The 20,391-nt window shown below is 63.5% G+C and carries 17 protein-coding genes; 13 read left to right on the top strand and 4 right to left on the bottom strand.

The annotated features are described in order from the left end of the window. Nucleotides 1–45 precede the first annotated feature (45 nt). Genes NKH35_RS07700 through NKH35_RS07710 form a run of 3 tightly spaced genes read left to right on the top strand, consistent with a single transcriptional unit; the run spans nt 46 to nt 2,990 of the window. The gene (locus NKH35_RS07700; RefSeq protein ID WP_352914021.1) at nt 46–1,407 is read left to right on the top strand and encodes a mandelate racemase/muconate lactonizing enzyme family protein; all 1,362 of its coding nucleotides are present in this window, start codon (nt 46–48) and stop codon (nt 1,405–1,407) included. 45 nt (nt 1,408–1,452) lie between these two features. Next, on the top strand, nt 1,453–1,779 hold the full coding sequence (locus tag NKH35_RS07705) for an NIPSNAP family protein (RefSeq protein ID WP_023702115.1): 327 nt from the start codon (nt 1,453–1,455) through the stop codon (nt 1,777–1,779). Between the two features lie 8 nt (nt 1,780–1,787). Further along, a complete protein-coding gene (locus tag NKH35_RS07710; RefSeq protein ID WP_023681197.1) occupies nt 1,788–2,990 on the top strand; it encodes a mandelate racemase/muconate lactonizing enzyme family protein in 1,203 nt (400 codons plus the stop codon). A gap of 74 nt (nt 2,991–3,064) precedes the next feature. Here the strand turns inward: NKH35_RS07710 and NKH35_RS07715 are convergent, their stop codons facing one another. Continuing rightward, nucleotides 3,065–3,703 (bottom strand): MarR family winged helix-turn-helix transcriptional regulator, encoded by a 639-nt coding sequence (locus tag NKH35_RS07715; RefSeq protein ID WP_023733176.1) that lies wholly within the window; start codon nt 3,701–3,703, stop codon nt 3,065–3,067. A 117-nt stretch (nt 3,704–3,820) separates the two neighbouring features. Between NKH35_RS07715 and NKH35_RS07720 the strand changes: the two genes are divergently transcribed. Next, the gene (locus tag NKH35_RS07720) at nt 3,821–5,350 is read left to right on the top strand and encodes an MDR family MFS transporter (RefSeq protein ID WP_352914023.1); all 1,530 of its coding nucleotides are present in this window, start codon (nt 3,821–3,823) and stop codon (nt 5,348–5,350) included. A 67-nt stretch (nt 5,351–5,417) separates the two neighbouring features. Then, nucleotides 5,418–6,254 carry an amidohydrolase family protein gene (locus NKH35_RS07725; protein WP_023668109.1) on the top strand — a complete coding sequence of 279 codons (837 nt, stop codon included), beginning with the start codon at nt 5,418–5,420 and terminating at the stop codon, nt 6,252–6,254. Nucleotides 6,255–6,303: 49 nt separating this feature from the next. Here NKH35_RS07725 and NKH35_RS07730 read toward each other — a convergent pair whose 3' ends face one another. After that, a complete protein-coding gene (locus NKH35_RS07730; RefSeq protein ID WP_023668110.1) occupies nt 6,304–7,089 on the bottom strand; it encodes an SDR family NAD(P)-dependent oxidoreductase in 786 nt (261 codons plus the stop codon). Between the two features lie 83 nt (nt 7,090–7,172). On the opposite strand from NKH35_RS07730, the gene uxuA reads away from it, so the two are divergent. From uxuA to NKH35_RS07755, 5 genes are all read left to right on the top strand, one after another. Next, nucleotides 7,173–8,357, top strand: coding sequence for a mannonate dehydratase (gene uxuA, locus NKH35_RS07735; RefSeq protein ID WP_023668111.1), 1,185 nt, complete (start codon nt 7,173–7,175; stop codon nt 8,355–8,357). Nucleotides 8,358–8,557: 200 nt separating this feature from the next. Continuing rightward, entirely contained in the window at nt 8,558–9,847 is a 1,290-nt protein-coding gene (locus NKH35_RS07740) for a D-arabinono-1,4-lactone oxidase (RefSeq protein ID WP_023668112.1), read from the top strand. Further along, nucleotides 9,844–11,016 carry an alanine racemase gene (locus tag NKH35_RS07745; protein WP_031262054.1) on the top strand — a complete coding sequence of 391 codons (1,173 nt, stop codon included), beginning with the start codon at nt 9,844–9,846 and terminating at the stop codon, nt 11,014–11,016. The genes NKH35_RS07740 and NKH35_RS07745 overlap by 4 nt, the downstream gene beginning before the upstream one ends. A 79-nt stretch (nt 11,017–11,095) precedes the next feature. Next, complete coding sequence (locus tag NKH35_RS07750) at nt 11,096–12,808, top strand: aldehyde dehydrogenase family protein (protein ID WP_023733173.1); 1,713 nt, start codon at nt 11,096–11,098, stop codon at nt 12,806–12,808. 49 nt (nt 12,809–12,857) lie between these two features. Beyond that, complete coding sequence (locus NKH35_RS07755) at nt 12,858–14,510, top strand: FAD-binding dehydrogenase (RefSeq protein WP_023733172.1); 1,653 nt, start codon at nt 12,858–12,860, stop codon at nt 14,508–14,510. A 237-nt stretch (nt 14,511–14,747) separates the two neighbouring features. Here the strand turns inward: NKH35_RS07755 and dgoD are convergent, their stop codons facing one another. Together dgoD and NKH35_RS07765 are read right to left on the bottom strand one after the other, a co-directional pair. Beyond that, a complete protein-coding gene (gene dgoD, locus NKH35_RS07760; RefSeq protein WP_023714596.1) occupies nt 14,748–15,896 on the bottom strand; it encodes a galactonate dehydratase in 1,149 nt (382 codons plus the stop codon). Between the two features lie 7 nt (nt 15,897–15,903). Continuing rightward, nucleotides 15,904–16,593 carry a FadR/GntR family transcriptional regulator gene (locus tag NKH35_RS07765; protein WP_245259915.1) on the bottom strand — a complete coding sequence of 230 codons (690 nt, stop codon included), beginning with the start codon at nt 16,591–16,593 and terminating at the stop codon, nt 15,904–15,906. A gap of 245 nt (nt 16,594–16,838) precedes the next feature. Here NKH35_RS07765 and NKH35_RS07770 point away from each other — a divergent pair, with 245 nt between their 5' ends. From NKH35_RS07770 to araH, 3 genes are all read left to right on the top strand, one after another. Next, nucleotides 16,839–17,828, top strand: a complete 990-nt coding sequence (locus tag NKH35_RS07770; protein WP_023668118.1) for an arabinose ABC transporter substrate-binding protein — start codon at nt 16,839–16,841, stop codon at nt 17,826–17,828. Nucleotides 17,829–17,898: 70 nt separating this feature from the next. Beyond that, nucleotides 17,899–19,410, top strand: a complete 1,512-nt coding sequence (araG, locus tag NKH35_RS07775) for an L-arabinose ABC transporter ATP-binding protein AraG (RefSeq protein ID WP_023733171.1) — start codon at nt 17,899–17,901, stop codon at nt 19,408–19,410. A gap of 11 nt (nt 19,411–19,421) precedes the next feature. Beyond that, nucleotides 19,422–20,372: an L-arabinose ABC transporter permease AraH gene (gene araH, locus NKH35_RS07780; protein ID WP_023687901.1), complete on the top strand. Its 951-nt coding sequence runs from the start codon at nt 19,422–19,424 to the stop codon at nt 20,370–20,372. Nucleotides 20,373–20,391 lie beyond the last annotated feature (19 nt).

Consider the following 20,391-nt stretch of genomic DNA (forward strand, 5'->3'; position numbering starts at 1 on the left):
CAGGCCGGGGGTGCGGGGCGCCACCAATCAGAACGAGGATAAGCCATGGCAAAGACGGGTAGCGCCGGCGAGGCGCTCAATCGGGTAAATACGAACTCCAGGCCGAGCGACCTGCGCATCACCGACCTGCGCGTCGCCGAGATCGTCGGCGCGCCGTTCACCTCCGCGCTGGTCAAGATCTACACCAACCAGGGCATTGTTGGTCTCGGCGAAGTGCGCGACGGCGCCAGCGCGACCTATGCGCTGATGCTGAAGAGCCGGCTGCTGGGCGAGAACCCCTGCGACGTCGACCGGCTGTTCCGCCGCATCAAACAATTTGGCGGCCATGGGCGGCAAGGTGGCGGTGTCTCGGCGATCGAGATCGCGCTTTGGGACCTCGCCGGCAAGGCGTACGGCGTGCCGATCTACCAGATGCTGGGAGGACGGTTTCGCGACAAGGTGCGTGTCTATTGCGACACCGACGCGGACAAGCCCATCGGCACCGAGACCGGAAAGCGGCTCAAGGCGCGGATGGATCTCGGTTTCACCTTCCTCAAGATGGATCTCGGCCTGGCGCAGATTTCGCACATATCGGGCGCAGTGGTGGCGCCGGCCGGCGTGCTCGACGGTTTCCGCAGCCATGCCGCGCGCGGTCCGGCACGCACGCTGGACGAGCGCCGGGCGCGTAATTATGCCGCCTATGACGCGCAAAACGTGCCGCATCCCTTCACCGGCCTCCACTTCACCGAAAAGGGCATCGACCTGCTCGACCAATATATCCACGAGGTCCGCGAGGTGATCGGCTACGAGGTTCCGCTCGCCATCGACCATGTCGGCCACATCTCGCTGCAGGACGGCATCCGTCTCGCCCGGCGGATCGAGAAATACGCACCGGCCTGGCTCGAAGACGTGATCCCCTGGCAATACACCGAGCAGTATCGGCAGTTGCAGCAGGCGACGTCGGTGCCGATCTGCACGGGTGAGGACATCTACCTCAAGGAAGGCTTCGAGCCGCTGCTCAACGCCGGCATCTCGGTCATCCATCCGGATCTGCTGACCACCGGCGGCATTCTCGAGACCAAGAAGATCGGCGACGCGGCGCAGGAGCATGGCGTTGCCATGGCCATTCACATGGCGGAAAGCCCGATCGCGGCAATGGCCGCCGCGCATGTCGCGGTGGCGACGGAAAACTTCATGGCGCTCGAATATCACAGCGTCGAAGTCGACTGGTGGGACGATATCGTCACCGGCCTGCCCAAGCCGCTGGTCAAGGACGGCTTCATCACCGTACCCGACAAGCCCGGTCTGGGCATCGACGACATCGTCGACGAAGTGATCAGCCAGCACCTGCAGCCCGGCGTCACCGGCATCTGGCGGCCGACCGATCACTGGGACGACGAATACTCCTGGGACCGCACCTGGAGCTGACGCTACACCTCTCCCCGAAGGGAGAAGTAAACAGAAGGATCAACCATGATCTACGAACTTCGCATTTACGACTGCGTGCCGGGCCAGCTGCCGGCGCTGCTCAAGCGTTTCAACGACCATACCTTGGCGCTGTGGGACAAGCACGGCATCCGCCAAGCCGGGTTCTTCACCACGGTGGTCGGCGAAAGCAGCAATCGACTGACCTATTTCATCGCCTGGGAATCCCTTGCCGAGCGCGAAGTGAAATGGAAGGCCTTCACCACCGATCGGGCATGGCTCGAGGCCCGCGACGAGTCTGAGCGCGATGGCCCGATCCTGGCCAATATTTCCAGCCAGTTTCTCGCGCCAACCGCCTTCTCGTCGGTGAAATAGAGGACATCATGAAGATCACCGATCTCAGGTGCGCCGTCATCGGCAGGCACCCCATCGTGCGCATCGTCACCGACGAAGGCCTCCATGGCCTCGGCGAGGTCGAGTACACCAAGCCTTATCTGAAACCCTGGGTGCTGCATTTCCGCGACGCGCTGATCGGCGAGGACCCGACCGATGTCGAACGCGTGATGTTGAAAATCCGCCAGCGCGGCTCGTTCAAGCCCTACGGCGCCGCCGTCAGCGCTATCGAGCATGCTCTCTGGGACATCGCCGGCAAGGCGGCAGGCGTTCCGGTCTACAAGCTGCTCGGCGGCAAGGTGCGCGACAAGGTGCGGGTCTATAACGGTTCCATCCGCAAGAAGCGCTCCGGCGACAAGCCCGAGGATTACGCGGCCGACGTCAAATGGATGATGGAGCGGCCGGAAGGTTTCTTCATGGTCAAGCAAGGCATCAGCTTCCACTCCAACATGAAGACCAGCGTTCCCGATTTCCACTATGGCGTGCGCCAGCCGCCGACCTATCACGGCGCGATGGACCAGGGGCAGATCAGCGAGCGCGGCATGGCGCATATGATCGAATGCGTCATCGCCATGAAGGAGGTGCTCGGCGACAAGGTTTCGCTGGCGCTGGATTGCGGCCCCGGCTGGTTCCTGCCCGACGCCATCCGCTTCGCGCGGGCCGTCGAAAAATACAATCTGATGTGGCTGGAGGACATGCTGACCGGCGACTACGTGCCATGGGTCAACCCGCAAGCCTATCGCGAACTCACGACATCGACGTCCACCCCCATCCACACCGGCGAGCAGATCTACCTGCGGCATAACTTCAAGGAACTGATCGAGACCCAGGCGGTCCGTGTCATCGGTCCGGACCCCGCCGATATCGGCGGCATCGCCGAGCTCAAATGGGTGGCCGAGCACGCCTATATGCACTCGATCATGATGGCGCCGCACGGCACGGCGAACGGTCTGCTCGGCCTCGGCGCGCTGATCAATGTCTGCGCCACGCTGCCGGCCAACTACATCGCCTTCGAATATCCCAGCGCCTCCGACCCGTGGTGGGAGGACATCGTCATCGGCCTGCCCAAGGGGCAGATCGTCAGGGATAGTATGGTCGACCTGCTCGAAGCTCCGGGACTCGGCCTCGACATCGATGCCAAAGCGGCTAAGAAATACCTGGCGGAAGAGGACGCCGGTTTCTTCGGCCGATAACGATCCGAGGCGACCTGAGCGTCAAGGGCTATCGAACGGCTCGCACACATGGGTGAGCGTCCACGCCGTGCCGCCTATTTCGTTTCGGGCAGCATCTCGTCCATCAACTGCTTGACGGCCTTGGCGGATCTTTTCATCCCGGCTTCGTCCATGGCCCAACCGGCGAAGCGTTCCAGCAAGGTGGCGAACCTTACTAGGTCCTGCTCATCCCACTGTGCCAGCGATCTGGCGAAAATCCGCCATTTGGTCTGGCGCACCGCCGCCACGAGGCGCTCACCCTTGGCGGTGAGTTTGAGGCAGATGCGGCGGGCATCGCGTTGCGATGCGACACGGCAGGCATAGCCGCGTTCGACGAGGTCGGCCGCGATGCGGCTGGCGCGCGACGGATCGATCTCGAGGCGCTCGGCGATGACGCCAACCGTCACCTCATCCTGCTGGGTAGCGCTGAAAAACGGATTGTTCGCGATGGCGCTGATCGCATCGAGATGGCTCACTTCCAGCGAAGGGTCTACGCGCGCCAGGATCATGCGGCCGAAGTCGCGGCGCTGGATCGAGCGGCGCACCTTGCTCATTACCGCATCGATGGCGGCCACGGCCTCGGCCGCCGGTTCGGACAGGCCGCTGCCGCGCGCCAGATCGGCGAGATCCCGGTCGCCGCGCGTCTGGAACAGGGCTGGAAATCGGTCCGGACTGCCGGATGCGTTGCTGCTCATCCCATAGCGCGTTAGCAAGAATATATGCTGATGTCAATTATATGCTACGCGCACATATCTGATTGACACCTCTTGGTTGTGGGGACATAAATCGCGCCCCAAGCTACGGAGACACCGATGACTGTCGAGCAGACGCTGCCGGACACAGCGCCCGTGGAGGCCCAAGTCAGGCCCGACCTTACGACCTTGATCGTCTATATCGGCGCGCTGATCGCCATGTTCATGGCAACCATCGACATGCAGATCGTCGTCACCGCCTTGCCCACCATTGCCGGCGAACTCGGCAATCTGCATTTGTTCGGCTGGGTCGGTGCCGCCTACCTGCTCTCGACCGCCGCGGTCTCGCCATTCTACGGCAAGCTTGGCGACATGTATGGCCGCAAGAATGTCGTGCTGACGGCGATCGGCCTGTTCCTGCTGGGCTCGCTGGTCTGCGGCATGGCATGGTCGATGGAGAGCTTGATCGCCGCGCGCGTGCTGCAGGGTATCGGCGGGGGTGGCCTGATGGTTTCGGCCTTCGCCATGATCGGCGAACTGTTTTTGCCGCGCGACCGCGCCAAATATCAGGGTTACAGTTCGGCGGTGTTCGCGCTGTCGTCGGTGCTCGGCCCACTGGCCGGCGGCTACATCACCAGCCTGTTCGGCTGGCGCTGGGTGTTCCTGGTCAATTTGCCGATAGGGATCATCGTGCTGGCGGTGCTGGCCTTCGCCATGCGCAGCCGGTTCAACGAAAAGCGGCACCGCATCGACTATCTCGGCGGCGTGCTGCTCGCCGCCGGCACGACGGCGATCGTTTATTGGGGCTACCACGTGCTCGACCCCAGCGGACCGGACCTCATCACCTTCGCGCTGCCGCTGCTGGCACTAGTCGCCATCACCTTGTTCATCATGGTGGAGCGCCGGGCCGAAGAGCCGATCGTGCCGTTGCGGCTGTTCGGCAATTCGACGGTCAGCATCGTCTCGGGCGTGTCGCTGGTCGCCGGAACGGTGACGCTGGGTATGTTCTTCTATTTCGCCCTCTACATGCAGACGCTGACGGGCCTCAGCCCGGCCGAAGTCGGCTTCCTGTTCCTGCCGGCGTCACTGACATCGATGGTCATCTCGATCGTCGCCGGGCGGGTGATTGCCGCCACCGGACGCTACAAATGGATGCCGGTTGTGGCGATGGGCATTGGCGGGCTCCTGATGCTGGGCTTCGTCCTCACCAGCCAGCACACGCCGATCTGGGTGCTGGCGACGATGATGGCTGTGTTCGGGATCAGCATGGGTCTTCAGTTCCAGGTGCTGATTGTGGCGATCCAGGCGGCGGCACCCCTGCAGGATATCGGCGCGGTGACGTCGCTGATCACCCAGGCGCGGACGCTCGGAGCATCGCTCGGACTGGCGCTGAACGGCGCGGTGATGATCTGGGCGCTGAACCGGCAGACAGCCGAGCTTCCCACTGAGGCCGCCGTATTGTTGCCACAGGGCCTGAATGGATTGACCCCGCACCTCGCATCGAGCCTGCCGGACGCGATCCGTGAGGTGGTGCTCGACCACTACTCCAGTGGCTTCAACGTGATGTTCATCTGGGTGGCGGCGCTCTATTTCGTCGCCATGGGGCTGACGCTGCTGCTCGAGGACAAAGAGATCCCGAAGCGGGCCTGAGCCAAAGTATGTCATGCGCTGGGCTTAGGCATTTGGCGATGATCTGAAATCACCGAGGAGGACAGCCATGATCATCGACACCCATCTACACCTGATCGACCTGTCGGCGCTGCGCTATCCCTGGCTTGGCGGCGTGCCGGCGCTCAACCGCGATTTCCCGCATGCGGAATACGCGATCCAGGCCCGCCGCGCCGGCATCGAGGCCGCGTTGCACATGGAGGTCGATGTCGATCAAGCCGACATCCAGGCCGAGACCAGCCATGTGAAGGCGCAGTCGCTGGAGAAGGGCAGTCTGTTGCGCGGGGCGATCGCCTCCTGCCGCCCGGAGGAGGCCGGTTTCGCCGCCTATCTCGAGCGCCAGCAGGCCGATCCCTTCGTCAAGGGGTTCCGCCGCGTGCTGCACGTCATGCCGGACGAGCTTTCGGACAGCGCGCTGTTTCGCGAAAACATCAAGCGGCTTGCCGGCACAGGCCTGACCTTCGACCTCGTCGTCCTGCCGCATCAAATTCCAAGGGCGGTTGCGCTCGCTGATCTGGCGCCGGATGTGCAGTTCGTGCTCGACCATTGCGGCGTGCCCGACATCAAGGCCAGTGCGGAACATCCGTGGCGCGAGCATTTGACCGAGATCGCGCGGCGTCCCAATGTCATCGGCAAGATCTCCGGCGTCGTCGCCTATGCCGATGCCGGCTCATGGACCGTCGAGACCTTGCGCCCCTATGTCGAGCACACGATCGGCATTTTCGGCTGGGACCGCGTCGTGTGGGGCAGCGACTGGCCGGTGTGCACGCTTGGCGGTGGCCTTGCCACCTGGGTGGCGGCGACACACGCGCTGATCGCGGGCGCCAGCCCTGAGGAGAGGACGAAATTGCTGTCGGGCAATGCCAAGCGGATGTGGAAGCTGTAGCGCGGTCGGACACCGATTGCCTGCAAGCGCGCAGAACGCCATCATAGCGCTACTTCACGCCAATACCTGCCGTCAGGCCGCCATCGATCCTGTAGTCCGCGCCGGTGCAGAAACCGGCCTTCGACGAGCACAGGAAGGCGATGAGTTCCGCCACTTCCTCCGGTTCGCCGATACGGCCGAGCGGATGCGCCGCGCCGAACCGCTTGTAGGCCTCTTCGACATCGGCATCGCTGCCGCCGTCACCGCGCGCAGCCTTCTCCAGGATCGGCGTGCGGATCGAGCCCGGGCTGACCGAATTGACGCGGATGCCTGATGCCGCGTAGTCGAGCGCCAGCGAGCGCGTCAGCGTGTGGATGGCGCCCTTGGTCGTGGCATAGGCGGCGACGTTCTGCTGGCAGGCAAAGCCCTGCACCGAGGCGACGTTGACGATGGCGCCGCCTCCGCGCTTGATCATTTCCGGAATGCCGAAATGCGCGGTCAGGTAGATCGAGCCGACATTGACCGTCATCGTTCGGTTCCAGGTTTCCCAGTCGGTGGTCGTCGCCGTGCCATAGGGATGGACGGCGGCTGAATTGACGATGACATCCAGGCCGCCGAACTTCGCGACGCCAGCCGCGACCGCGTCGCGCACCTGATCGGAAACGGCGACGTCGGTGTCGATGACCAGCGCTGCTGCTCCAGTGCTTTCCAGTTGCGCTTTCAATGACGCGTTGGCGGCGCGGTCGATGCCGCAGGCGATGATTGCGGCGCCACCGGCCGCAAGGCGTGTGGCGGTTGCCAGGCCGATTCCGGTCGTCCCGGTCACCAGGGCGACCTTGCCGTCGAAATCCATCATTTCTAAAAACTCCTCCATTTTCTATCGACTCCCATCGGGGTCCAACAATAAGTTGCCAACCTCTCGCAGAAGGAAAGCCGAAAATGGAACAATGCTGGCGCTGGTATGGGCCCGATGATCCGGTGACGCTCGATCATGTCAAGCAGGCGGGCGCCACCGGCGTGGTCTCGGCGCTCCACCATATCTATGACGGCCGGGCGTGGCCTGAGGCCGAAGTGCTGGAGCGCAAGCGCATTATCCAGGAAGCAGGACTGACCTGGTCGGTCGTCGAGAGCATTCCGGTCCACAATTCCATCAAGATCGGCGCGCAGGAACGCGAGCGCTATGCCGGCTATTACCGCGATTCGATCCGCGCGCTGGCCAAGGCCGGCATCGCCACGATCTGCTACAATTTCATGCCGGTGGTGGACTGGACCCGCACCGATCTTGCCTACCGGCTGCCGACGACAGGCTACGCCCTGCGTTTTGATGCCGTTGATTTCGCCGCCTACGATCTGTTCGTGCTGAAGCGCAAGAACGGAGCTGACAGCTACACGCCGGCGCGTATTGCGCAGGCGGAAGCGCGGCTGAAGGAATTGCCGCCCGAGAAGATCGACCAGATCGAGCGCAATCTGATCGCCGGCCTGCCGGCTACAGAGCGCAAGTATGACCGCGACAGTTTTCGCGAGGCGCTTGCGGACTATGACGGAATCGGGCCGAAGGAGTTGCGCGACAACCTCGCGTGGTTCCTGCGCGAGATCATTCCGGTGGCGGAAGAGGAGGGGGTGCGCATGTGTATCCACCCCGACGATCCGCCGTTTTCGCTCTACGGCCTGCCGCGCGTCGTTTCGACCGCCGAGGATGCGCGTTTCATTCTCAATGCCGTCGACAGCCAGGCCAATGGGCTGACGTTCTGCACCGGGTCCTACGGCACGCGCGCCGACAACGACATCGTCGCCATGGTCAAGGAATTCGCCGACCGCATCCACTTCGCCCATCTGCGCAACATCACCATCGAGGATGACGGCTCGTTCTACGAGGCCGAGCATCTCGAAGGCGGCACCGACATGGCGCATGTCATCCTGGCGCTGATGCAGGAGGAGGCGCGCCGCCGCAAGGAGGGCCGCGCCGACTGGCAAATCCCGATGCGGCCGGACCATGGCCACCTGCTCGCCGACGATATCGGCAAGACAAGGATCAATCCCGGCTACTCGCTGATCGGCCGCCTGAAGGGCTTGGCCGAATTGCGCGGCATCATGCGGGCCGTGGAAACGTTTGGGCTGGCTTGAAGGGGCAACGAACTGCGTTCAATGCCGACGCCGGCTCAGCGTGCGTCGCTGTAGATAATGCGGCCGGCGGACGCAAGACACCTCCGATTGCCAGGTTGACAGAAAGCTGACAATGTATCATATCCGGAAAAGCTGACTATGTATCATATTATCTAGCGCTAGGAGAAAGACCGGCAAAGCCGGCGCCCCAGGGAGGGATCGTGGGAGAGGCTATCAGCCAGTGGAGCAATTGGTCGGGCTATGTCACGGCCACGCCGCAGGCTTTTGCCGAACCGCAGAGTCTCGATGAGCTGAGTGGTGCCATTCGCAACTCGCCGGGACCAGTTCGATTTGTCGGCACGGGCCATTCCTTTACGCCGCTGGTCAAGAATGACGGCACCATCCTGTCGCTCGACCGCTTCGAGGGCCTGAGGTCGCACGATCCCGAAAAACTGACGGCGCGGGTCGGCGCCGGCACGAAGATCGGCGCGCTGGCAAAGCTGTTGCACGGCGTCGGCCAGGCGCTGCCGAACATGGGCGACATCGACAAGCAGGCGTTCGGCGGGGCGCTCGGCACCGCCACGCACGGCTCGGGCATCACACTTGGCGCGTACCACACCCAGCTCGAGGCGATGCAGATCGTCGACGGGCGTGGCGCGCTGAAAGAGTTCGACCGTGCCAAGAGCCCCGACATGATCGAAGCCATGGGCGCTTCGCTCGGCGCTTTCGGCGCCGTCACCGAAGTGACGATCCGCAACGTGGCGAGCTACCGGATGCGGCACCGCCGCTGGACGGCGCCGATCGCCGATGTGCTTGCGCAATTCGAAAGCACCATGACGGCGCATCGTTCGGCCGAGTTCTACTACGTGCCGTTTTCGGGCCAGGCGCTGCTGATTGCCAGCGACATCACCGAGGCGCCGGCGACTGTGCGTCCGCCGACGGAAGACGACGATGCGGTGACGACGCTGAGAAAACTGCGCGACTATCTCAGCTGGCTCCCTTGGCTGCGCCGCCGTCTCATCGGCTCGGCCTTCGCCAAGGTGCCGGCCGAGGATTATATCGAGGAGTGGCTGAAGGTCTTCACCTCCGAGCGCAACGTCAAGTTCAACGAAATGGAATACCACCTGCCGTTCGAGGAAGGGGCGGCCGCACTCAGCGAAATCATTGCGCTGCTCGAGACGCGGTTTCCAGAGGTCTATTTTCCGATGGAGGTGCGCGTCGTCGCGCCCGACAATGTCTGGCTCAGCCCCTTCTACAAGCGCCCGACCTGTTCCATCGCCATCCATCACGGCATCGAGCGCGATCCGATGGCGTTCTTCAACGCCGCCGAGCCGATCTTCAGGAAGCGCGGCGGCCGCCCGCATTGGGGCAAGATGCACAGCCTGACATCAAGGGAATTGAGCGCGCTCTATCCGCGCTGGAACGATGCGATGGCGGTCCGCCGCGAGATGGACCCGGACAACCGCTTCGTGTCGCCCTATATTGCCAGGCTGCTCGGCGTCGCGGCATGAGCCTGACCGACACCTATTTCGCGGAAATGTCGGGCGCGCTCAGGGCAGCCGGGATCTTTCAGCCTTGCCTGGTGCTCGATCTCGACCGGCTCGATCACAACATCGCTGCGATCAAGGCGAAGTTCGCCACGGGCCTCGATCTGCGCCTCGTCGACAAGTCGCTGCCATGCCTGCCGCTGATCGACTATATCCGCGCGGCGTTTGCGACCGACAGGCTGATGACCTTTCATCTGCCGATCAGCGCCGAGATGCTGAAAGTGTTTCCCCAAGTCGATCTCCTGTTGGGCAAGCCGATGCCGGTTGCCGGCGCCAGGCACGCGCTGACGAAGGGCGTTCTCGCCGGGCTCGGCGAAGCTACGTCGCGCATCGTCTGGCTGATCGATACCGAGGAGCGGCTGGCCGCCTATGGCTCGCTTGCCGCCGAGCTCGACCGCGAGCTGCGCGTCTGCTTCGAGGTCGATGTCGGCCTTCATCGCGGCGGTATCAGCGATCCCGACTCACTGGCCCGGGCAGTTTTCGCGTTGGCGAATTACCCGCGGCTGAAATGCGAAGGCGTCATGGCCTACGAGGCGCATATCGGCCATATCCCCAAACTACTGGGAGGACCGGCCAAGGCGCGCGTCAAGGCGATCAGCCTGTTTCGCCAGTATGTCGCTTGCCTTGCCGCCGACCAGCGCAAGATCCTCAATCTTGGCGGCAGCAGCACCGCATTGCTCTATGACAGCTGGGTCGGCGCCAATGAATTGTCCATCGGATCGGCTTTTATGCTGCCGACCGATTTCGATGTGCCGAGCCTCAGCCAATTGCGGCCTGCCGCATTCATCGCGACGCCGATCCTGAAAGTGGTCGATGTCCAGGCGCCGGGCCTCGACCAGCGCTCCTGGCTGCTGCAGAAGCTCGGGCTGTTGCCGCGGCGCGGCTGTTTTCTCTATGGCGGAAAATGGATGGCGAAGCCCGTCCATCCCGTGGGGATGAAGACCGACAAGACGTTCGGCTTTTCGACCAATCAGCAATTCATGGCGCTGCCCGACAACGTCAATGTCGGGCCTGACGACTACGCCTTCCTGCGTCCGACGCAGAGCGAATTCGTGCTACAGCAGTTCGGTTCGATCCAGGTCTATTCCGGCGGGAAATTCGTCGAGCAATGGGCCGCACTGCCGTTTTCGTAGAGCAATTCCAGGAAAAGTGTGAAGCGGTTTTCCCACAGGAATTGCGTCAAACAAAGAGATCGAAGTGGAGGAGGATAGGATGGTTGCCAAGGCAGTCAAAACCCAGCCCGTGCAGCCTGAATGGGCAGCCGAACTCGACCTCGCGCTCACCGATCTCGACGCCAGGAAGGACGACTGGGCGCAGACCTCGAATGGCGAGCGGATCGCCTTGCTGCGGCAGGTCAAGGATCACATCCGCGAGGTCGCCGAGGCGTGGGTCAAAACCGCGACGCGCAAGAAGGGCATCCCGACCGGCTCGCCGCTGGAAGGTGAGGAATGGCTGGCTGGCCCGGCGGCGCTGATGGATGGCTGCAACCAGTTCATCCACACGCTGAGCCTGATGGAGGGCAAGAAGTTCCTTGACAATCTGCCGGTTCGCACCTTGCCCAACGGACAGGTGGCTGTGACGGTGGTTCCGAATTCGCTCTGGGACAAGGTGCTGTTCACCGGGCTGAAGGCCGAGATCTGGATGCAGCCCGGCGTGACCAAGGCGAACCTCGCCGCAAACACCGCCTCGGCCTATGACGCGCCGCGCACCAGCCGCAAGGGCAAGATCGGCCTCGTGCTCGGCGCCGGCAACGTCGCCTCGATCGCGCCGCTCGACTGCCTGCACAAGCTGCTCGTCGAACATCAGGTCGTCCTGCTCAAGATGAACCCGGTCAATGATTACCTCGTTGATTTCCTGCGGCCGGCGCTGCGGCCGCTGATCGAATTCGGCGCGCTGCGCATCGTGCGCGGCGGCACCGATGTCGGTGCGTATCTGTGCAACCACGATCTCGTTGACGACATCCACATCACCGGTGCCGCCGCCTCGCATGACGCGATCGTCTGGGGTCCCGGCGAGGAGGGCCGCAAGAACAAGGCGGCGGGCACGCCGCGCAACAGCCGGCGTATCACCTCTGAGCTTGGTGGCGTGGCGCCGACCATCGTGGTGCCCGGCCCATGGTCGAATGCCGACATCGCCTACCATGCCGAACTGATCGCCACACAGAAGCTCAACAATTCCGGTTTCAACTGTATCGCCTGCCAAATGCTCGTGTTGCCCGAAGGCTGGGACAAATCCGACGCGCTTCTGGCGGCCCTCGAAAAGGTGATGCAGAAAGCCCCGTCGCGCCCGGCCTATTATCCCGGCGCGACCGAGCGCCTCGCCGCCTTCGAGGCGCATGCCGACAGCGTACAGAAATTCGAGCGGCCCGGCGGGCCGGCCTGCGTGGTGGTGCCGTTCCGGCCGGGCACGGATACCTATCTCGAAAATGCCGAGGTGTTCGCGCCGGCGCTCAGCGTCATGCGGCTGCCGGCGGGCAATGCGGAATCCTATCTGCGCGCCGCTGTCGCCTACGCCAATGAAAAGCTGCACGGCACGCTTGCCGCCAACATCCTCATCCATCCCAGGACGATCGCCGAGATCGGCCGGCAGCGCTTCGAGGAAATCATTGCCGAACTGCGCTATGGCGGCATCGGCATCAATTCCTGGAGCGGCGTTCTGTTCGCGCTGCTGCGCCCGACCTGGGGTGCTTTCCCTGGCCACACGCTCGACGATGTGCAGAGCGGCATCGGCGTCGTCCACAACACCTATTTGTTCGACAGACCGGAGCGCAGCGTGCTCGAAGCGCCGTTCCGCATCATGCCGAAGCCGGCCTGGTTCCTGACCCACAAAAGGGCACACATGGTCGGCCGCCTGATCACCGAGTTCAACTACCGGCCGAGCCTCATGAAGCTGCCGCGCATCATCTGGAACGCGCTGCGCAGCTAGCAACGAGCATCCGATCTCAAAAACAAAAGCCGGCACAGGAGCTACGACAATGGCTGACGCGGATGCAATCATCGTTGGCGGCGGGCTGGCCGGCCTGGCCGCAGCCGCGGAACTCGGCGATGCCGGCAAGCGCGTGATCATCGTCGAGCAAGAGGGTGGCGGTTTTCTCGGCGGCCAGGCATTCTGGTCGCTCGGCGGCCTGTTTTTGGTCAACACGCCCGAGCAACGCCGCCTGCGCATCAAGGACAGCCGCGACCTCGCCTGGCAGGATTGGCTGGGCTCTGCCCAGTTCGACCGGCCCGAGGACCATTGGCCAAGGAAAGTGGCGGAAGCCTATGTCGATTTCGCCGCCGGCGAGATGCGGCCGTGGCTCTACGCCATGGGCATGCGCTGGTGGCCGGTGGTCGGCTGGGCCGAGCGCGGCGGCGCGCTGGCCAATGGCCACGGCAATTCAGTGCCGCGCTTCCACCTGACATGGGGCACTGGGCCGGGCGTGGTCGCGCCGTTCGAAAGGCGCGTGCGCGAGCACGTCGCCAAAGGGCTGATCACGCTGAAATTCCGCCATCAGGTCAACCGGCTGGTCAAAACCAATGGTGCGGTCACCGGCGTCATGGGTGAAATGCTGGAGGCGTCCAATGTCGAGCGCGGCAAGCAGTCGAGCCGCACGGCCGTCGGCGATTTCGAGCTTTCGGCCGGTGTCGTGATCGTCACCTCGGGCGGCATCGGCGGCAATCATGAGTTGGTTCGCAAGGTTTGGCCGGTCGGGCGGCTGGGGCCAGCGCCGAAGCGTATGGTTGCCGGCGTGCCGCACCATGTCGACGGCCGCATGGTGGCGATCACCCAGGACGCCGGCGGGGCCGTCATCAACGCCGACCGCATGTGGCACTATGTCGAGGGGATCAAGAACTGGGATCCGATCTGGCCGAACCACGGCATTCGCATCCTGTCGGCGCCGTCGCCGCTATGGTTCGATGCTCTGGGACAACGCATGGAGGCGCCGTTCTTCCCGAGCTTCGATTCGCTCGGCACCTTGAAGCGTATCCTGTCGACGGGACACGATTATTCCTGGTTCGTGCTGAGCAAGACGATCGCTTCGAAGGAGTTCGTGCTGTCGGGTTCGGAGCAAAACCTAGACTTTACGGCCAAGGATTGGCGGGCCGTGCTGAAGAACCGGCGCGGCGGCAAGGCGCCACCATCGGTGGCAGCGTTCCTGGAAAAGGGCGAGGACTTCGTCGTCCGCGACAACCTGGCCGACTTGGTCGCCGGGATGAACGCGCTGTCAGGCGACAATCTGCTCGACTACGACGGGCTCAACGCCCAGATCGTGGCGCGCGATCGAGAGGTCGACCATGCCTATACCAAGGATGCGCAGGTCACAGCCATCCGCGGCGCCCGCAACTACATCGGCGACAAGATCTTCCGGGTGACCAAGCCGCACAAGATACTCGATCCCAGGCACGGGCCGCTGATCGCGGTGCGCCTCAAAATCCTGACGCGCAAAACGCTTGGCGGCCTGCACACCAATCTCAATTCGCAGGTTCTCGATGGCAATGGCGCGCCCATTGCCGGGCTCTATGCGGCAGGCGAGGTGGCCGGCGGCGGTGGCGGCGGCTATCACGGCTACAATGCGCTGGAAGGGACATTTCTCGGCAGCTGCATCTTCTCCGGCAGGAACGCAGGCCGGCACGCCGCGGGCAGGTGACGCGGCTGGCGGGCCAAGAAAAGGTCGATGAGAACAGGACATCAGCCATGTCCCAGGATAGCGACCGCTTTCGATCGCTTGCCGCAACCCAGGCGGTCAGCAGTTGCGGCTTGCCGGCGCCGACGGTTCCCATGCGCTGGTGCTCGGCGCTGCGGCCCATCAGAGGCCTGCGTTACGCTGGCGCCACCGCGAAATCGAACCCGAGGTCCTGAAGGCCTGGCCGCAAGGTCGGCCGGGCTACCACTCGGCGAAGGAGCCGTCCTTGTGACGCCAGACCGGGTTGCGCCAGCGGTGGCCTTCCTTGGCGCGTTCCTTGACGTAGTCCTCGTCGATTTCGACGCCGAGGCCGGGACCATCGGGGATTGCGACATAGCCATCCTCGTAGCGGAAGACGTCCTTGTTGGCGGCATAGTCGAGCAAATCGTTTGCGGCGTTGTAGTGGATGCCGAGGCTCTGTTCCTGGATGAAGCAGTTGTAGCTGACGGCATCGAGCTGCAGGCAGGCGGCGAGCGCGATCGGGCCGAGCGGGCAGTGGGGCGCCACCGCAATGTCATAGGCCTCGGCCATCGCTGCGATCTTGCGGCATTCGGTGATGCCGCCGGCATGCGACAGGTCTGGTTGGATGATGTCGACGGCGCCTTGTTCGAACACCGATTTGAAATCCCAGCGGCTGTAGAGCCTCTCGCCGAGTGCGATCGGCGTCGAGCCCAGCGCTGCGATCTCCTTCAGCGCCTCGCGATTTTCGCTCAGCACCGGCTCCTCGATGAACATCAGCCGGTAGGGTTCCAACTCCTTGACCAGCATGCGCGCCATCGGCCGGTGGACGCGGCCGTGGAAATCGACGGCGATGCCAATGTTGGACCCAACGGCCTCGCGCACCATGGCGACTCGTTCGACAGCCGCATCTATTCTGTCATGGCTGTCGACGATCTGCAGTTCCTCGGTGCCATTCATCTTCAGCGCCTGAAAACCGCGCGCCACCACTTCCCTGGCGCCATCAGCCACTTCCGCCGGCCGGTCGCCGCCGATCCAGGAATAGACCTTGATGCTGTCGCGCAGCTTGCCGCCGAGCAGTTCGTGCACAGGCACGCCGAGCGCCTTGCCCTTGATGTCCCACAGCGCCTGGTCGATGCCGGCAATGGCGCTCATCAGGATCGGCCCGCCGCGGTAGAAGCCGCCGCGATGCATCACCGTCCAATGGTCCTCGATCAGGCGCGGGTCCTTGCCGATCAGATAATCGCCAAGTTCCTTGACCGCTGCCTCGACCGTCAGCGCACGGCCTTCGACCACAGGCTCGCCCCAGCCGGTAACGCCGGCATCAGTCTCGATCTTCAGGAACAGCCAGCGCGGCGGGACGATGTAGGTGGTGAGCGAGATGATTTTCATGCTGGTCTCAGTTGTTCTTGAGTTTCTTGGCGCTGACCAGGTCGCGCGCCGCAAGGTCGAGGATCCGGCCTGCCGCCGCACGCGCCGCCGCGGCATCGCGCATGCGCAGCGCCTCGACCACCTCACGGTGCGCCGCCACCGCTTCCATGCGCCGGGCGAGCGAAATGGTCGCCGTTGCTTCGAGCGAGAATTTCAGCCCGGTGTCGATCAGATTGCCGATCTGGCGGAAGATCGGGTTGTGGCTCGCGGCATAGACGATCTGGTGGAAGGTGATGTCCGAGCGCGAGAAGGCGGCGAGATCCTCGCCGGCATTGGCCATGCCGCGCCAGGCGGCTTCGAGATCGGCGATCTCCTGCAGCGTCGCACGAGTCGCCGCCAGTTCAGCTACCAGAGGTTCGATGGCGCGGCGCGTTTCGAGGATGGCGTCGAACAATTTGTCGTCCAGCGCATGCGGCGCGTGCCAGGCCAGCACCTGCGGGTCGATGATGTTCCAGTTGTCCTGTTCACATACAACCGTGCCGATGCGCGGCCGCGACAGCACCAGCCCCTTGGCGGCCAGCACCTTCAGCGCCTCGCGGATGACGGTGCGGCTGACGCCATATTCGACGCCGAGTTCGTTTTCGGTCGGCAGAGACGAGCCGGCGGGATAGCGTCCGGAAAAGATGTCTGAGGCAAGCGCCTTGGTCACATCGGGCATGACGCGCGGGCGGCGGGTGTCGCCTGATGCCTTCTTCGAAGTTTCGGTCACCTCAGCCCTCCTCCAAGGCGGCGAAACCACTGATCTCGCGTCCCCGGCCTTACCGGATGCGGATGATTTGCGCCAGCGATCCCTGGTCAGAGCATGTAGCTCAATTATCATACCAGATCAATTGACGAGTATGATAAAAAGAATTAGAGACTCTGCATCCGGGCTGAGCGCCCGGCCATCGCTGGGAGGTAATCATGCGACTTCTGAAGACCGCGCTCGTCGCGGGCGCGCTTGCCGTGCTGTCCGTCACGACCATCGCTGCATATGCTCAGGACACCAAGATAGGTTTTATCGTCAAACAGCCCGAGGAGCCGTGGTTCCAGGACGAATGGAAGTTCGCCGACCAGGCCGCCAAGGAGAAGGGTTTTACCCTGGTCAAGATCGGCGCCGAGGACGGTGAGAAGCTGATGTCGGCGATCGACAATCTCGGCGCGCAGGGCGCGCAAGGCTTCATCGTCTGCACACCTGATGTGAAACTCGGCCCCGGCATCGTCGCCAAGGCCGCCGCCAACAATCTCAAGCTGATGACCGTTGACGACCGTCTGGTCGGCGCAGACGGCAAGGCCCTGGAAGACGTGCCGCATATGGGCATTTCGGCGACCAAGATCGGCGAGGCCGTCGGCCAGGCGATCGTCGACGAAATGAAGGCGCGCGGCTGGAAGGCCGACGAGGTTGGCGCCATCCGCGTCTCCTATGATCAGTTGCCGACCGCCGTCGACCGGGTCGAAGGCGCCATCTCGGTGCTCAAGGCCAACGGCTTCAAGGCCGAGAACATCTTCGACGCACCTCAGGCCAAGACCGACACCGAGGCTGCGCTGAATGCGGCGACGGTGGTGCTCAACGCCCATGCCGACATCAAGAAGTGGGTCTCCTTCGGCCTCAACGACGAAGCCGTGCTCGGAGCCGTTCGTGCTTCCGAAAGCGTCGGCATCCCGGCCGAAAACGTGATCGGCGTCGGCATTGGCGGCGCGGATTCGGCGATCAACGAGTTCAAGAAGCCGACCGCCACCGGCTTCGTCGGCACGGTGATCATCTCGCCGAAGCGTCACGGCTACGAGACTGCGCTCAACATGTATGACTGGGTCGCCAACAACAAGGAACCCGAGAAGCTCATCCTGACCGCCGGTGCGCTGGCCAAGCGCGACGACTACCAGACGGTCCGCAAGGGTCTCGGCATCGAATAATCCTCCCTGTACAAACAGGCGGCGGCTCACAGTCGCCGCCTGTTTGGCATGGCAAAAGGATAGGCGCCCCATGTCCTTTCTCGACTTCTCGGAAATCACCAAGACCTATCCGGGCGTCAAGGCGCTGTCGGACGTCTCGTTCGGCGTCGACAAGGGCGCCGTGCACGGCCTGATGGGCGAGAACGGCGCCGGCAAATCCACGCTGATCAAGATCCTGTCCGGCGACCAGCATGCCGATGACGGCGAGATCCTCATCGACGGCAAGATGCAAGCCTATGCAACGACGCGAGATGCCTTCGACAATGGCGTCATCGTCATCCACCAGGAACTGCAGCTGGTTCCCGAGCTCACTGTTGCCGAAAACCTCAGCCTCGGCCGCTTCCCCGCCAACGCCGGCATCATCGCCCGTGCCAGGATGCTGGACGATGTTGGCGCCAAGCTGAAATCAGCCGGCATCGACATCGATATCAGCCGCAAGGTCAAGACGCTGTCGATCGGCGAGCGCCAGATGGTCGAGATCGCCAAGGCGATCATGCTCGACGCGCGCGTCATCGCTCTGGACGAGCCGACCTCGTCATTGTCGTCGCGCGAAAGCGAAATCCTGTTTGCCCTGATCGACCGCCTGCGCGGCGAGGGCAAGGTCATCATCTATGTCTCGCACCGGCTGGACGAAGTGTTCCGCCTCTGCGACAGCCTGACCGTGCTGCGCGACGGCAAGCTCGCGGCGCACCATGCGTCGCTGAAAAACGTCACACGCGACCAGGTCGTCGCCGAAATGGTCGGCCGCGAAATCTCCGATATCTGGGGGTTTCGCCCACGCCCGGCCGGCGATGTCCGGCTGAAGGTCGACGCTGTTCGCGGAGTAAAACTGACGACGCCCGCCAGCTTCGAGGCGAGGGCGGGCGAGATCGTCGGCTTCTTCGGCCTGATCGGCGCGGGGCGCTCGGAACTGATGCGGCTGGTCTTCGGCGCCGACCGGCGCTCAGGCGGCACCATCAGCGTCGACGGCAAGGTCGTTCATGCCACCGATCCCCATGACGCGATCCGCGCCGGCATCGTTTTGTGCTCGGAAGACCGCAAGCATGACGGCATCATCCAGGGCCGCTCGATCGAGGAGAACATCAACATCTCGTCGCGGCGTCATCACACGCGCTTCGGGATCCTGAACCGCGCCAGCGAGATCGCCACCGCCGAGACCTTCATCAAGAAGCTCAAGGTGCGCACGCCGTCGCGCAAGCAGGACATCATCAACCTCTCCGGTGGCAACCAGCAGAAGGTCATTCTCGGCCGCTGGCTGTCGGAGCAGGGCGTGCGCGTGCTTATCGTCGACGAGCCGACACGCGGTATCGATGTTGGCGCCAAAGCGGAAATCTACGAGTTGCTCTACCAGCTTGCCGAAGACGGCATGGCGATCGTCGTCGTCTCGTCCGAACTGCCGGAAGTGATGGGCATTTGCGACCGCATCCTGGTGATGTGCGGCGGGCGCATCAGCGCCGAACTCGCCCGCGACCAGTTCGCCGAAAAAGCGATCCTGGCCGCTGCTCTTCCCGATCAGAAAACCCCCGACGCGATCGCATCCTGAGGATCTTTACCATGACCGATCAGTTGAAGAAGATCCTGCTCGGCGAACAGGGCCTCGTCGTCATCTTCATCGTCGCCTTCGTGCTGGTGTCGCTGCTGGTGCCGAACTTCCTCACCGACCGCAACATGCTCGGCCTGCTGCAGTCGGTGGTCACCGTCGGCATTGTCGCCTGCACGATGATGTTCTGCCTTGCCGCGCGTGACTTCGACCTCTCGGTCGGCTCCATCGTCGCCTTTGCCGGCATGGTCGCGGTAATGGCGTCGAACTATACCGGTTCGATCCTGCTCGGGCTTCTCGCGGCAATCGCCTGCGGCGCCTTCGTCGGCTTCATCAATGGCGTCGTCATCGCCAAATTCCGCATCAACGCGCTGATCACGACGCTTGCCACCATGCAGATCGTGCGCGGCCTTGCGCTGATCGCATCCGATGGCCGCGCCGTCGGCATCAACAGCCCGGATTTCTACCAGCTGGCGCTATCCAAGCTGTTCGGCATTCCGACGCCGGTCTGGGTCCTGGCCGTGCTGTTCTGCATCTTCGGTTTTGTCCTCAATCGTACCGTCTTCGGCAAGAACACGCTGGCCATCGGCGGCAACCCGGAGGCCTCGCGCCTGGCCGGCGTCAATGTCGACTGGACGCGCATCTGGATCTTTGCTCTGCAAGGCGTGGTCTGTGGCATCGCCGGCATCCTTTTGGCCTCGCGCATCACGTCGGGCCAGCCCAATGCGGCGGTCGGGCTTGAACTCTCGGTCATCTCGGCCTGCGTGCTCGGCGGCGTCTCGCTTGCCGGCGGCCGGGCCACCATGTCGGGCGTCATCGTCGGCGTGCTGATCATGGGCATTGCCGAAAACGCCATGAACCTGCTCAACATCCCAGCCTTCTACCAGTACATTGTGCGCGGCGTGATCCTGCTGCTTGCCGTTTTGCTCGACAATCTGCGTTCGTCGGCACTGGGCCGGCGCTGACCATCTTGCAGTGGAGTGA

The organism is Mesorhizobium sp. M1143 (assembly GCF_040318435.1).
Classification (GTDB): Bacteria; Pseudomonadota; Alphaproteobacteria; order Rhizobiales; family Rhizobiaceae; genus Mesorhizobium.